The 14,006-nt window shown below is 71.0% G+C and carries 12 protein-coding genes; 4 read left to right on the top strand and 8 right to left on the bottom strand.

Annotated elements, in window-relative coordinates:
- Window positions 1-468: 468 nt before the first annotated feature.
- On the top strand, window positions 469-969 hold the full coding sequence (locus ACIQCZ_RS11745) for a nucleoside deaminase (RefSeq protein WP_402281615.1): 501 nt from the start codon (window positions 469-471) through the stop codon (window positions 967-969).
- A gap of 259 nt (window positions 970-1,228) precedes the next feature.
- Here ACIQCZ_RS11745 and ACIQCZ_RS11740 read toward each other — a convergent pair whose 3' ends face one another.
- Window positions 1,229-1,858, bottom strand: coding sequence for a ScbR family autoregulator-binding transcription factor (locus tag ACIQCZ_RS11740; protein WP_402281613.1), 630 nt, complete (start codon window positions 1,856-1,858; stop codon window positions 1,229-1,231).
- 576 nt (window positions 1,859-2,434) lie between these two features.
- On the opposite strand from ACIQCZ_RS11740, the gene ACIQCZ_RS11735 reads away from it, so the two are divergent.
- Window positions 2,435-3,130: an HAD family hydrolase gene (locus ACIQCZ_RS11735; protein WP_402281612.1), complete on the top strand. Its 696-nt coding sequence runs from the start codon at window positions 2,435-2,437 to the stop codon at window positions 3,128-3,130.
- A 632-nt stretch (window positions 3,131-3,762) separates the two neighbouring features.
- Here ACIQCZ_RS11735 and ACIQCZ_RS11730 read toward each other — a convergent pair.
- Genes ACIQCZ_RS11730 through ACIQCZ_RS11715 form a run of 4 tightly spaced genes read right to left on the bottom strand, consistent with a single transcriptional unit; the run spans window position 3,763 to window position 7,176 of the window.
- Entirely contained in the window at window positions 3,763-5,007 is a 1,245-nt protein-coding gene (locus ACIQCZ_RS11730) for a cytochrome P450 (RefSeq protein WP_402281610.1), read from the bottom strand.
- On the bottom strand, window positions 5,004-5,957 hold the full coding sequence (locus tag ACIQCZ_RS11725; RefSeq protein ID WP_402281609.1) for an amidohydrolase family protein: 954 nt from the start codon (window positions 5,955-5,957) through the stop codon (window positions 5,004-5,006). The genes ACIQCZ_RS11730 and ACIQCZ_RS11725 overlap by 4 nt, the downstream gene beginning before the upstream one ends.
- Window positions 5,954-6,841: an NAD(P)-dependent oxidoreductase gene (locus tag ACIQCZ_RS11720; RefSeq protein WP_402281607.1), complete on the bottom strand. Its 888-nt coding sequence runs from the start codon at window positions 6,839-6,841 to the stop codon at window positions 5,954-5,956. Before ACIQCZ_RS11720 ends, ACIQCZ_RS11725 begins: the two co-directional genes overlap by 4 nt.
- The gene (locus ACIQCZ_RS11715) at window positions 6,838-7,176 is read right to left on the bottom strand and encodes an antibiotic biosynthesis monooxygenase family protein (protein ID WP_376222165.1); all 339 of its coding nucleotides are present in this window, start codon (window positions 7,174-7,176) and stop codon (window positions 6,838-6,840) included. Before ACIQCZ_RS11715 ends, ACIQCZ_RS11720 begins: the two co-directional genes overlap by 4 nt.
- Before the next feature lie 682 nt (window positions 7,177-7,858).
- Here ACIQCZ_RS11715 and ACIQCZ_RS11710 point away from each other — a divergent pair.
- Window positions 7,859-8,419 (top strand): SDR family NAD(P)-dependent oxidoreductase, encoded by a 561-nt coding sequence (locus ACIQCZ_RS11710; RefSeq protein WP_402282153.1) that lies wholly within the window; start codon window positions 7,859-7,861, stop codon window positions 8,417-8,419.
- 171 nt (window positions 8,420-8,590) lie between these two features.
- Here the strand turns inward: ACIQCZ_RS11710 and ACIQCZ_RS11705 are convergent, their stop codons facing one another.
- From ACIQCZ_RS11705 to ACIQCZ_RS11695, 3 genes are all read right to left on the bottom strand, one after another.
- Window positions 8,591-8,941, bottom strand: a complete 351-nt coding sequence (locus ACIQCZ_RS11705) for a zf-HC2 domain-containing protein (protein ID WP_402281606.1) — start codon at window positions 8,939-8,941, stop codon at window positions 8,591-8,593.
- A 632-nt stretch (window positions 8,942-9,573) separates the two neighbouring features.
- Window positions 9,574-10,269, bottom strand: a complete 696-nt coding sequence (locus ACIQCZ_RS11700) for a response regulator (RefSeq protein WP_402281605.1) — start codon at window positions 10,267-10,269, stop codon at window positions 9,574-9,576.
- Window positions 10,241-11,428: a sensor histidine kinase gene (locus tag ACIQCZ_RS11695; RefSeq protein ID WP_402281604.1), complete on the bottom strand. Its 1,188-nt coding sequence runs from the start codon at window positions 11,426-11,428 to the stop codon at window positions 10,241-10,243. Before ACIQCZ_RS11695 ends, ACIQCZ_RS11700 begins: the two co-directional genes overlap by 29 nt.
- A gap of 848 nt (window positions 11,429-12,276) precedes the next feature.
- Here ACIQCZ_RS11695 and ACIQCZ_RS11690 point away from each other — a divergent pair.
- The gene (locus ACIQCZ_RS11690; RefSeq protein WP_402281603.1) at window positions 12,277-13,833 is read left to right on the top strand and encodes a hypothetical protein; all 1,557 of its coding nucleotides are present in this window, start codon (window positions 12,277-12,279) and stop codon (window positions 13,831-13,833) included.
- Window positions 13,834-14,006: the final 173 nt, after the last annotated feature.

The following is a 14,006-nucleotide window of genomic DNA, read 5'->3' as shown; positions in this document are numbered from 1 at the left end:
CCATGGTTAACGCCCGGCCGAACCCGACGCAAGAATGTGACGTACTACCCAAATTAGGAGCAATGTCCGAAATTAACCACTTTGAGGCTTTTCGCCGCTGTTCCAAGAGCTCCGCTCCTACTAATCGCTCTAGGATGTGACGTGGCTCCTATGGGTGGCATCACATTCAGCGAGCCGGAACCGGCCCCCTGCGGAGCCCCGGAAGCACCCGAGCGGAGGCAGACGAGCGGGACATTTCCCCCTCCTGCGGACCAGGCCGGACGGCCACGTCCACGGCGCCCTCTCCCCTCTCGGGTGGGGCGGCGCACCAGTGTCCGGCGCGCCCGTACGGAATCCCTTGTCGCGGGTCCATGGACGCCGCCGATCGCCGCGATGGCTCACATCTCTTGGACGCCGCAGGTCGGGGCCTGACACGGTGAGTCCCACGGCCGCGTGGGCCCGATCCCGCGCACGTGAGAGGAGCGAGTCGTGTCAACTGTCGAACTGACCGGTGCGGAACACCAGCATCTGGAGCGAGCCGTGGGGCTGGCGGCCGAGGCACTGCGGGCCGGGGACGCACCTTTCGGCTCCGTTCTGGTGAGCGCCGAAGGTCAGATCCTCGCCGAGGACCGCAATCGCGTGAACAGCCTCGGCGACAGCACACGCCACCCGGAGTTCGAACTCGCCCGTTGGGCCGCCGAACACCTCACGGCGGACCGGCGGGCCGAGGCCACCGTCTTCACCTCCGGTGAGCACTGCCCCATGTGCTCGGCCGCACACGGCTGGGTCGGCCTCGGCCGCATCGTCTACGCCCATTCCGCGACCCAGTTGACCCAGTGGCTGACCGAGCTGGGCGCGCTGTCGTCCCCGGTGCGTTCCCTGGCGGCCTCCGACGTGGTGCCGGGCCTCGTGGTCCAGGGGCCCGTCCCCGCCCTGGCCGAACGTCTGCGAGAAATGCACCGGACCTTCCACCTGACGTCGCTCGGGTGACGTGTTCACGAGCCCTGTCGACGCGGGGTCGCACCTCGTCCGGAATCGGCTTTCAGGACGGGGCCGGGCCGACGAGGCAGGCGGTGCGGGCCACGACCGATCGTGGACGCGGCCCGGCCCGCACCCGGGCGGGCGGAGGCGGCACACGGTCGCCGTCGACGCCGTCGAGCACACCGGTACCCGATCGACCCCTGCCCGCGTCGGCGACATACGAACTCTCGGCGGCGGCCGAAGACCGTGCGGGAAGCGCCGTTCGCCGTCACTCGGGGCAGCGCGCCCGCGCCCGTGCGATCAGGGCGGCAGGGTCGGGGCGCGCCTGCAGCGCGTGCAGAACGAGAAGCCACCACTGGTGCAGCCGGGCCGCGAGCACCCGCTCCCCCGCCACCTCGTCGGTGAGGCTGTACAGGCCGAAGAAAGCGCACACGAGTGTCGTGGCAGTGCTCGACGGCTCGACGCCCTCGGCGAGTTCCCCCTTGACGCGGGCATCGGCGAGCAGCCTTGTGACGGCCGCGGTCCAGGCGGCGAAGGGTGCGGGCACAGCCGCGTCGATGCTGTGGCGTTCGGCCCACAGCCGGGCACCGGCGCGGGCTATGACGTCCTCGCGCAGAGCTCTGGCGACTTCGAAGCTCAGGGTGACGAGCTTCTCCAGCGGCGGGACTTCCGGGGCCGCGTAATGTCCGGCCAACTGCGGCCATGCGGCGAACTGTTCACGAACGACGGCGAGGGCGAGCTTCTCCTTGCTGGAGTAGTGGAAGTAGATGGCTCCGCTGGTCTTCCCCGAACGGCCGCTTATGTCATTGATACTGGTGCCCGCATACCCCTGTTCGAGAAAGAGCTGCGCCGCGGCTTCCAACAGGGATCTCCGGGTAGCTCGCGCCCTGTCCTGCACGTATGTTCCACCTTCGATGATGTGCGCCGTTCAGGCGACGCAAGGGAGTGCCACACCCGCGCACTCACGGCCCCACACCGCCGGTCGCGGAATTCTTATTATTCTTCGACCGTGCGTACATGTGAGTGACATCGGGGAAGTCCGCCCTCCCGCGCAGGCTCATTTCTGCACCGCTCCGCCACCACATGGGCACATAGAGGCCAATTAAACCGAGCTGCGCAAATAACGAGCGAATTGTCCGCATTTCTGGGGAGCCGTAGAGCCCCCATCGGCCTCACCGCACCTCGCACCCACTTCGTGATCGGCCTGCCCCAAAACACTCGAAATGGTGATTGCGCACTTCTTCTCCGCGAAATTAACGTAATGAGCACGATGTTTTCGGGCTCGCTCCACAGGGCGGACGGCGCTCTGGGCAGCGGGCTTCACACGGAGGCGAATGGACCGCCTGCGCACGCGGTCATCGATTTCCCCTCGACATCCATGTCCCAGCAGTCGAGCGCGTCTCTCCCGCAGTCCGACATCTCATTCATCCCGCGGAAGACCGGGGTCGGCGCACTCTCCGAGAACGGCAGAGAAATGACAGCTGATCGCATCCTCAACTGGTCCCCGGCCGCCATCGTCTTCGATTGCGACGGAACTCTGATGGACACCGAACGCCACTGGCAGGACGCCCGTATTCGCGCCTTCCAGGAATTCGGCCTCAAGCCTCCGGCCGGTTTCGCGGAGCGAGCGAAGGGAGTGCACTACACCGAGTGCGGAAGCCTCATGGCCCGGGAGACGGGCAAACCCGAGCTCACGGGGGCCCTGACCGATTCACTGCTCCGGCATTTCATGGCGCTGGTCGCCGCGGACCCCGTCACCATGCCGGGCGCGGCGGCTCTGGTCCGGCTGGCAGCCTGTCACCTGCCGCTCGCGGTGGCCAGCAACTGCCCACTGGAGGTGGTGGAGTCCTGCCTGCAACGGGCCTCGTTGCTGGATCGCTTCGACCACATCGTCGTCGCGGGCGACGCATTACGGCCCAAGCCCCATCCGGACGTCTACGCCGCCGCGGCGGAGCTCTGCGGCGTGCGCCCTCAGGACGCACTGGCGGTGGAGGACTCGGTCACCGGGATCGAGTCGGCGCGGAGGGCCGGCCTGCGCGTACTGGGTGTCGGGCCACGCCCTGCCGGCGAAGGACAGGACCGGGCCGACCTGTGGGTCGACGCCCTGAGCGACCCCGGGTTGGTGACCTGGGCCCACGCTCGGATCGTGGAGGCCGAGCCCCGCGCCTGAAGCCGGCTGCCGGTGCCGTGGGGCACGAGCAGCCGACACCCCGGGGACGGCTGCCCGTACTCGGCTCGGCCCCGCCCCGGTTCGCGAACCGGGGCGGGGCCCCGCCCACGGCCCGGTCCGTCCTGCGCGTCCTTCGGCAGGCTGTTGTCCTTCTCGTGGTCGTGGGCCTTCTTCCACCGGGTGTACGTCTTTCCGTCGACCCTGAGGACGTCCTTCCCCAGGTTCTTCAGGCGGTCGCCGTAGCCCGCGCTGTCGAACTTCTTGCCGGACGCGGTGACCATGAAGTCCCTCACCGCGACGCCGGCGATCGCCGTGTCCTTGCAGTTATTGACGAAGCGTCAGAGTCGTTCGATTCACCAGGCGTTCGGGGGCCGACACATCGGCGCGACACGAACCCGAGCAGAAAAACGGCACGAGCCGACGAGCAGCCGCCTTCTGCGATGACCAGCCTTATTTCAGAACGAGTCGGCGCAAGCCACCGAGACCGCCCGCCCGCGCGGAGGCCACTTCGACCGGCATCCGGCGACGCGTGGGACAGCCGTCAGGGAGACGGACGCGTTCGTGTGGTGGTCGACCGTGCCGTGAGCGAACGCGCGGCGGACGAACGCATGCCGGTCCCTTCCGGCTGCCGGTCACGGCATGGCGGGCTCAAGCACGACAGGCAGCTCCGCGAGGCCTCGGAAGGCCGGGAACGGAACCTCCATCCAGAGCGCCTCACGCGCGGGGTCCGCCAGAGCGGCCCTCGGGAATCGGCCGAACAGGCCCGTGAGAGCGAGTTGCGTCTCCAGTCTGGCCAGCGACGCTCCCAGGCAGTAGTGGATGCCGTGGCCGAACCCCAGATGGGCGCTTTGCGGGCTCTTGGGGCGCGTCACGTCGAAGGCGTCCGGTGCGTCGAACTTCCGCGGGTCGCGGTTGGCCGAGCTGAGCGCGATCTGCACCAGGGAGCCCTTCGGAATCCATGTCCCGGCGATCTGCACATCCTCGGTCGCGAAGCGGAACGTCGCGCTCTCCACCGAACCGTCGTAGCGCAGCAGTTCCTCCACCGCCGGCCCGATCAGCTCCGGGTTCCGCTGCAGGGCGCGGAGCTGCTCGGGGTGGGTGAGGAGATGGTGGACGCCGTTCCCGATGAGATAGGCGGTCGTCTTGTGCCCCGCGAACATCAGCAGGAACGCCGTCGAGATCAGCTCCTGCTCGGTGAGGCCGCCGTTCTCGTCCCGGGCCTCGACGAGCGCGCTGAGCAGGTCCTCCCCGGGACGGCTGCGCTTGCGCGCCAGGAGATCCGCGAAGTACGCGTGCAGGCCCTCCTCAGCCATCTGCTGGGCCTGCTTGGCCTCCTTGCCGAACCCTGTCTGCGCCACCGTGGTGGACAGGCGTTGCAGCTCCGGCCGTTCTTCCTGCGGCACACCGAGCAGTTCGCAGATCACGATGATCGGCAGCGGGAACGCGAACGCGGGCAGCAGGTCCACGGGTTCGCGGGTGGCGCAGGCGTCCAGCAGCGTCTCGACGACGGCCTGGACCCGCGGGCGCAGCGACTCCACGCGGCGGGGGGTGAACGTGGAGCCGACGAACTTGCGCAGCCGGGTGTGCTTGGGCGGGTCGGAGTTGAGCATGTGGTCGTCCAGCGCCACGGACGAGTCGCCGAAGATCCTTCGGTAGGCGTCCATGGCCCCGTACATGTCCTTGCTCAGCCGCGGATCCGACAGGGCCGCACGTGCGTCCTCGTACCGCGTGATCAGGTACGTGTCGATGCCGTGCGGCGGCCGCATGGGGCAGACGGGCGCCGTTTCCCTGAGGTCGGCGTAGACCGGATGCGGGTCCCGCCGGAACTCGGGGGTGCACCGCTCGGCTGCGGCGACCGGATCGTCCACGGTGGTCACGGCCGGCTCCGGAGGTCGAAGAGGGCCTCGGCGTTGCCACCGAGGATGCGCTGCTGGGACGCCTTGTCGACGGGCAGCTTCTCGATCATGCGCAGGAGCTCCTCCAGCGGTACGGACATCGGCGGCGAGTCCGTGCCGAACAGCATCCGCTCCGGCCCCAGCACCTCCGCGTTGAGGCCCAGGTGCGCCGGGCTGAACGTGCTGGTGTCGACGTACATGCGCTGCAGCGCCCCGCCCGGGTCCGCCGCCGGGGCGTCGGGCTGCGTCGACGGTGCGCCGGCGCCCCAGTGCCTGGGACGTGCCGCCGTCTGCAGGCGTTCCGGCAGCAGCGCCATCGCGCCGCCTCCTGTGGCACCGATCAGGCGCAGGCCGGGATATTTGTCCAGCCACCCCGCGAACGCGATCATGGCCATGCCCATGGTGACATCCCCGAACCGGCCGATCTGTTCGACGAAGCCGAAGTCGTCGACCCGGTCCGTGCCGATCGGTTCTGCCGGGGCGTGCACCAGGACCGGCACTCCCGTCTCGGCGGCCAGCGCGAAGAAGGAGTCGGCGCGCGGGGAGCCGAGCAGTTCGCCGTGGACGCTGGAGGTGGTGATCAGGCCGACGAACGCGGGGTCCTCCAGTGTCTCCCGGACTCCTTCCAGGTGGTCGTCGTCACCGAACGGGTTGGCGTACACGTACCCGCGCAGCTGCTCCGGGAAGGAGGCGATCAGGCCCGACATCCAGCTGTGGAAGCCCCTGAGCCGGTCTCGTGGTTGCGCGTAGTTGTCGACGCCCGGGACGCGCGCCATGGCACCGGCGCCGACCGGACTGCCGATGATGGTGAGGTCGATGCCGGCTCGGGCGCGGGCGGCGAGCATGCCGTCGACGTCGGTGAGGCTGGGCGGCATGGGAAAGCGCCGTGCGGCATCCGGCGGGGACAGGTGTCCATGGATGTCGATGATCATGTGTGTGTTCCCTGGTTCGGTGCGAGTGCGTGGACGACGGCGACACAGTCCTCGTCTCCGTGTCCCTGGTCGGCGGCGCGGACGTGGGTCTGCGCGGCTGCGGCGACGAGTGGAAGCCGCAGTCCGGCCGCGGCGGCCTGGTCCGCGGCGAGCAGGAGGTCCTTGGCCATCAGGCTCAGCCGGAAGTCGGGCTCGTCGAAGCGCCCGGCCGCCAGTCGCTTGGACTTGAACGCCATGACGGGCGAGGCGAATCCGCTGCCCGCGATCGTGCTGAGGACGAGCTTCGGGTCGAGCCCGGTGACGGCCGCCAGCTCGACCGCCTCGGCCAGGGCCTGTACCTCGATCCCCATCAGCAGGTTGAGGAGCAGCTTCATCCGCATGCCGGAACCGAGTTCGCCGAGGTGGACGACCTCCTTGCCCAGCAGTTCGAGCAACGGCCGCCCCGCGGTGAAGACCCGCTCCTCGCCTCCGACGAACAGCCGCAGATCACCGCTGCGGGCGTGTTCGCGGTTGCCCAGCATGCCGACGTCCAGAACGGAGTCGATCTTGCTGGTGAGACGGACGACCTCCTCCGGTGCGACCGTGCTGGCGCAGACCAGGGCGCCTGGGTACGGGCTGCCGGTCAGGATCCCGTCCGGTCCGTGCAGCACGGTGGCGAGGGCTTCGCCGTCGGTCACGGTGCAGATGGCCGCGCTCGTGCCCTCGACGGCATCGGCCGGATGCGTCGCGGCGACGGCGCCGGCTCGGGCGAGCGGCTCCGTCCGCTCCGCGGTGCGGTTCCAGACCCGGACCTCGACGCCCTGGTCGAGAAGCCGGGTGGCCAGGCCGGTGCCCATCGTGCCGAGGCCGAGGACGGCGACGGGGCCGGTGACGGGCTGCGTCATGACTTCACCCCCACGGTCTCCTGGATGACCCGGTACCGCAGCGACTGGGTCTGATCGACCCAGGCCCGCAGCGGAGCCAGCAATGCGCGGTGGTCCTCGCCCTGTTGCCAGGCGAAGAAGTGCTCGGGCGTCTCCCACTCGCTGGTGATCACCCACTGCCGGGAGTCGTCGAGGGGTTCTCCCAGCCGGTCGATGATGTGCCCGGGGACGCTGGCGACGGACTTCCGTATGCGCTCGTACGCGTCGAGGAATCCTTGCTCACCGCCCTCGATCACGTGGACCGTGTACACGACGGACAGTTGGTCGGCCGAGCGGCCGTTCTGCTCAGGGCGCATGTCTCCTCCTGGAAGACGGGATCCGGCGGATCACGACTTCCACAGATTCATGGCTCCCGTGTCCGGGCAACTCCGAGGTGGGGACGGCGCCAGTGGGGACAAGGGACTTCGCTGGCCCGGTCGGGTGAGGTCAGTCGGGTCCGCCCGGAGACGGTCCCGGCGTCTCAACGCCGCATCGGCACGGAGCGGATGCGCCGAAGCCGCACCGTCCATTGCGGCGAACGGGGCGAAGGTGCTCCGGTCGGTCCCGTACCGCTCACGCGGGTCCGGACCACGGGCGCAGCGAGCACCTCGGCCCGAGATCGTCGACGCGCGGTACCGGCCGAAGCGGACCGACGGAGAGGGCCGGGCGAGCGGACGTTCATCGGTGGGCGGCCCCGTGGGTGTCGGCCCTCTGCCGGTGGCGGCACGGGCCGCCGGCGGGGACGGGGCTGAAGCCGCCCGGCTCCCGTGCCGGTGGACCCCCGCGGTCACAGCACTGGAGTGACCGCCATGAGTGATCGCTCCGGGTCCCGGACCGTTTCACCGGTGCTGCTGGGCGCGGGTGGTGGTGACGGCGACTGGCTGCCCGTCACTGCGAATCGGGGGCCGCCGTCTTCCGGAGCGCGGACGGCACCCGCTACGCCAAGTGCGTAGCCGCCGCCGGGGCGGCCGATCTGAGGGGCGAGCGTGACCGGATCGCCTGGCTGACCGGCCAGGGCGTCCCCGGGCCGCGGGTGCTCCGCCATGGTCGGCAACGCCGGCGTGTCCGCCAACGCGCCCTCCCTCGACCTCGAACTGGACCGCTGGAACACCGCGTTGGACGTCAATCTCACCGGCGCCTTCATCTGCGCGCGCCGCCGCCCGCATCATGCGCGAGGGCGACGGGGGCGTCGTCCTCACCACCTCGTCGATGTACGGGGGGACCGCCGGGCCCGAACGTGCGGCGTACTGTGCGACCAAGGCCGCCGTCGCCGCTCTCACCAAGGTCCTGGCCGTCGAGTGGGCCCCGTTCGGGATACGCGTCAACGCGCTGGGGCCCGGATACGTCGAGACCGACCTGGTGACCCGGCTCGCCGCCGCCGGACGGCTGGACACGGAGGCGCTTCGCCGCCGCACTCCTCGGGGCCGCCTCGGCCGCCCGGAGGACTTCGCCCATCTCGCCCTCTTCCTCGCCTCCGGCGTGTCCGCGAACATCACGGGCCAGATGGTGGTCAGCGACGGCGGCTGGACGGCCGACGGCTGTGCGGTGGCGCCGGGCTGAAGGTGCCCGGCGGGGAGGCTTCAGCGGCGGCCGCGCGGGGCCCGCGGTCCCGAACGGGCTGCAGCACGTCCCTCGGGCCCGACGAAGAGGTCCGGGCACCGCTTCCAGGGCGGTGGCACCGCTCCGGAAGCGGTGCCCGGACCGCCCCCGCACTCGTCGTCGCCTTCCTCGTCAGCTTCGGACGCCGATCGCCGCGGTCCTGCTGACCCACTGGGAGAGGGTGAGCTGTGTGGCCCCGGTCGTACGGACCGGACCGCGCCGGCAGGGTGCCACACGGTGGTGTTCCGTCCGGCCGTCCTCGCACGCCGCCTGCTGCCGGCCGGTGCTGTCGGCGAGGGCCTGGCGGAGCAGGAACAGATGTGCGGGCACGGCTTCGCTGCAGTCGTACCCCGCCCGGCACGTGGAGCAGGTCGCCAGGTGAGCTCCCACCGCGATCGCTTCGTCGGCCGCCGGGACGGGGATGTCGTGTCCTTCGGCCGGTCGTTCACTGGTCTTACGGCCGTTCCTGGTTGCAGTAAGCATGAGAGGGTCCTTCCTGTGCCGAGGTGCCGAGGTGCCGAGGTGCCGAGAGTGTCGGGGGGCGCCGAGGTGCCGGTAGCGCGGGCATCGCGGCCGTGAGGCCGGTCGGGAGTGTGGTGGCTGCCGCTTCTTTCCCCTCGCCTGGTTCAGACGTCGCGTCGCACGAGAGGCTGGGCACCGATGCCGGGGTGGGCGGTCGCGTGCGCGGCGAGGAGTGGCCGACGTGTCCGCGACGGAGGAACGGGGCCGCTCGACCACGGAAGAGGGAGGCGACGCGGGCCGCGGTCCTCGATACGAGGACGACATCCGCGGCGGTCGTCGGCATGGGCGGTCTGCGGGGAAACACGGGGAGTGCGGCCCGCTCGGTCGCCCGTCCGGCTGCCCGTGGCCACCGTGGCGGCGAGCAGAGCGACCGGCACACGGGGAGCGGTGTGCGGGCCGGTCGATGCGGCGCCGTATCGCTTGGTCGTGCAGTGGGCTTCGATCATGGCGAAACCTCCGTTCGCCCTCTCACCTTCGCCCAGGAACGACCCTTCGCACATCGTCCCCCCGCAGCGATTCCCGCCTACCACGGCTGCGGTATCCGGTACTCGTCCCTACGACCGGAACCCGCACGCGCCTGCCCCCGCGGTCGCTCACACGGATGCCTGTGAGGGCCCTGATTCCGGCGCCGGACTGACCAGGCCGCACTGATAGGCGATGACGACGAGCTGGGCCCGGTCGCGCGCCGACAGCTTGGTCATGGCCCGGTTGACATGGGTCTTGGCGGTCAGAGGGCTGACGAACAAATGTTCTGCGATCTCGTCGTTCGACAGTCCCAGCGCCGCCAGCGCCACGACATCGCGTTCCCGCCGCGTCAGGCACTCGAGCCGCTCGTGCACATCCGCCGAACACGGGTCCGGTTGCGCGAGGAAGCGATTGATCAGCGCACGCGTCGCCGCCGGGGACAGCAAGGCCTCACCGACGGCGATCGTGCGGACGGCTTCGAGAAGCTCCTCGGGCCGGGCCCCCTTGCCGAGAAAGCCGCTCGCACCGGCGCGCAGGGCCTCGGCGACGTGCTCGTCGTCCTCGAAGGTGGTCAGGATGAGCACCTTCACCCCGGTGAGGTCCTCGGACTCGCTGATGAGCCGTGTGGCATCGAGACCGTCCATCTCCGGCATGCGGATGTCCATCAGAATCACATCGGGGCGCTCCGCACGCGCCAGCTCCAACGCCTCCTGGCCATTGGACGCCTCCCCCACCGTCTCCATGTCGTCCGTGGAGTCGAACAGCATCCGGAACGTGCCCCGCAACAGAGCCTGGTCATCGGCAAGCAGTACGCGAATCGTCATGCCCGTCCCTTCTCGGCGGTTTACCCATGACCAGTCCGGGACGGAGCGGCAGTTCGGCCATCACGGTGAAGCCCCCCTCCGGGCGCACTCCGGCGAACAGCCGGCCCCCGACCGTGGAGGCGCGCTCACGCATCCCGATCAGCCCGTGGCCGGTCCCCGGACGGGCGTTCCCCCCGGTTCGTCCGTCGTTCTCGACGGTGATCGTCAGCTGCTCGGGGCGATAGTGCAGGACCAGCCGGGCGTGGTCGGCCCCGGCGTGCTTGTGCACATTGGTCAGGGCCTCCTGCACGATGCGGTACGCGGCCAGGTCCACCGCCGGGGCCAGCGGTTCGACGATGCCCAGCCGGGTATGGGTCACGACCAGGCCGGCGCGTTCGAACGACGCCAGAAGCGCCGGTATGCGGGCGAGCCCCGGCATCGGATCACGCGGCGCGACCGGATCGCCGGACTGCCGCAGCAGCCCCACGGTCACCCGCAGCTCGTCCAGCGCGGACCGGCTGGTGTCCCGGATGTCCTCCAGCGCGGCCAGGATCTGTTCCGGCCGTCGTTCCACCAGATGGACGGCCACGCCCGCCTGAGCGTTGATCAGGGCGATGTGGTGCGCGACGATGTCGTGCAGCTCGCGCGCGATGCGCACCCGCTCCGCGGCCACTCGCTGCTGTGCTTCCTGCTCACGCGTGCGCTCCGCGTGTTCCGCCCGCTCCTCCACGGCCGCCACATAGGCACGCCGTGAGCGCACCCCGTCCCCGACGGCAGCCGGCAGAGCCGTCCACGCCAGCATCGCCGCGTTGTCGGGGGCCAGCCATGAGTGCGGATCGCGCAGCACGGCGGCGCCGACGAGAACAGCGGCCGAGACCGACGCCGCCGTCCAGGCGGCACGCCGGCCGGTCAGCGCGGCCACGGTGTAGACCGACACCAGGACCGGACTGATCACCAGCGGACTGTCCCGGAATCCGAGCACCTCGAAGGCCACCCCGCAGCCGACCGCGACGGCCAGTACGCCAACAGGGTGACGGCGCCGCCACATGAGCGCCGAGCAGCCGAGACCGGCCAGCACGACGGCCGGCCACCGCAAGGAGAACTCGTGCTCATGCGGTACGACCGAGGCGGCCACGACCGAGAGCACGAACAGCACGGACACGCCCAGTGCGTCCCTCACACCGCTCCGGGCCCGCGTCCCGCGCCTCCGACCGCTGATCACCGCCATGCAACCACCGTAGAGTCGACGACCGCATCGGGCATCGTGTCGCACGGCGCACGGGCCGCGACGGCCGGCGTCCGCCCGTTCGCCGAACCGGCGGCGGCACACACCGGTTCCACGGCGTGCCGACGGCCCCGCAGGGCCGTTGCCCCAGGGCCGACGCTGCCCGATCCGGTTCCACCACCGGCCCGGACGGGGCCCCTCGCACGGACAGCACCGCGTCCCGCCATCGGAGCGGCGCGGCGCCCGGCGTCCGCGCCTTCGCTCGGCCGTATGCCCAGGAGGTGCTCCACGGTCCGGGTCCGGGCCTGTTCGGGAGACGGACCCGTCCGGTGCCGGTCGTCGTCCGGCCCTGTGCGCCAAGGGCGCTCCTTGGTGCAGGATCGGGAGTGCTGATGCTCCGTTCGGATCGGCCACGACCGCGAGTCCGGCGACCGAACCCCGCCACGGCGGCCGTCAATCCGACGACCACCGAAACGAGTGGCGTCGCATCACCGGAGTTGACGCCCGCCGACAAGGACGTCGCCACCTGGTTCGGGCAGAGGCAGCCGTGTGACCGGGCTGCTGCGCCCCCGTGACCGCGCTTCCTGGGCGGCAGCCCGATGCGGCGGGAGCCGCACGCCGAGGCGCGCGGGGCGGCCTGCGGAGTCACATCCGTCGGCAACGGCCCACTCACCGGTCCCGGTGAGCAGGGCGAGTTCACCGGTCCTCGGGCCGTACGGCCGCGTACGGTGGGCCCGCGGCCGTGCCCGCCGGTCGTCATGGCACGGTGCAGGAGGCGTGGACGCGGCAGAGGAGGAAGACGGATGACGGAGACCACAGTGAGCCAACTGGACGAGCGGGTGCTGGGACGCAGGTGGACGGTGCGTCTGGACGCTGCCGGTCGTGGCAGTGCGGCCGTGCGCGTCTCGTGCAGCCGTCCTTCCTGTGCCGTGCAGCGTCTGCCGTCCGCGGCCGCCGGCCGTGCGGCTGCGGTCGCGCACCTCACAGCTCATCTTCGGGCCGCCCCGACGCCCCGGGTCGATGTGTACTGCGCCTGCAGGGCCGAGGGCTGTCACGCGCATCTCCGTCCCGACGACCGGCATGAGCGTGCCGAGCCCTGGCGGTGCGGCGGGGCGGTGGTCCTGGCCGTGATCACCGACCGGGAAGGACGCTGGTGGCGGGCCTTGGAGTGCTGTTCACGCTGCGCGGCCGCCGCACCCGGCGCGAAGATCGTCGCCACCGCCCCGACCCCGGACACGACCGCCACCGCTCCGTCGGCCGGTGTCCGAGCCACTGCCGACCGCCCGTCGGCCGTACCGGGCGGCAACCCGCGCTTCTCCCATCGTTCCCCGGCCGCGGCCGGTCCGCGGGAGGTGCCCACTCCCCGCTCCGCGGCGACGCGGAGCCGACCCCGACACGGGAAGATCGCGCAGCGGATCATCCCGTACGACCTGCGGCCCGTCGCCCTGCGCGACGAGCTCATCGAGCTCGGCGATCTCTTCCGCGCCTACCAGCAGCGCACCGAACCCGACCTGGCACAGCTCGCCGAGCTCCACACCCGCAAGGCGCGCGCCTTCACCACCTGGGCCGAGGTCACCGGCGACACGCGCCTGCGACTGGACGCCCAACGCGCCGAGCAGGCCGCCACCGCCGCCCGCCTCCAGCACCAGCAGCGCACCGGCCGCAGTGCGGACAGCACCCAGCCGGCGGTGACCCGCCTGCTGACGGGGCCCGCGCAGTGGGAGCACGCACGGTCCGTCCTCGCGCACGTCACCGGCCATACCCCGCTGCCCGGCCCGGAAGCACGCCTGCTGGTGATGATGCTGACCCTGCGCACCGCGCACACCGGCAGCGGCAACCTCGTCGGCCAGGACCTCACCTCGCTGGGCCTGACCGATCCGGAGGACCTGGTTGAGCAGCTGACCGACTGCGGATGGCTGGCCGTCCCCGGCACCGTCGGGGATGTGCTCGCCTCCCGGCCGGAGAGCCCCACCCCCGTCACCGTCCCGTCCCTCGTGCCCCACCCGGACCGTCCCGGCCCGTTCACGTTCGGCAAGAAGATGCGTCCCAAGCTCAGCGGGTGGGCCCAGAAGGTCGTCTCCGACAAGAAGCTCCGCAAGACCCGGGCCACAGCCGGCACCCGGCTGCTCGCGCTGATGCTGGCCACCCGAATCACCGCCGACGGACGGCTCGGCCCCTGCGGCCAAGGCGTCGGCCTGGAATCCCTCGCCTCCTGGTGCGCCGCTGGTCCCGGCGAGCTGCAGGACCTGGTGGACCAGCTGACCCGAGCGGACTGGCTCACCGAAGCCGTCGTCACCGACACCCACCTCACCGGCCGGCTGACCGAACGCGTCCTCCCCCTCACCTGCCCCCTCGCCTGAGGGCTGTCCCGGGCCCGGTCGGGGTCGGGGCCGGGGCCGCCATTGCGCGATCTGCGCCGGGCTGTCGGCCACCGGCCCGCAGCCCGGATCCCCACCGATCGACGGGGAATTCCTGTGCTGGTCCCGGCGAAGCGGGCCGTCCCCGCGAAGCGCGCCGTCCCCGCGAAGCGCGC

This window comes from Streptomyces sp. NPDC093149, from assembly GCF_044754145.1.
Taxonomy (GTDB): domain Bacteria; phylum Actinomycetota; class Actinomycetes; order Streptomycetales; family Streptomycetaceae; genus Streptomyces.
The sequence above is the reverse complement of the archived record's forward strand: the minus strand, read 5'-3'. Positions and strand labels throughout refer to the sequence as shown.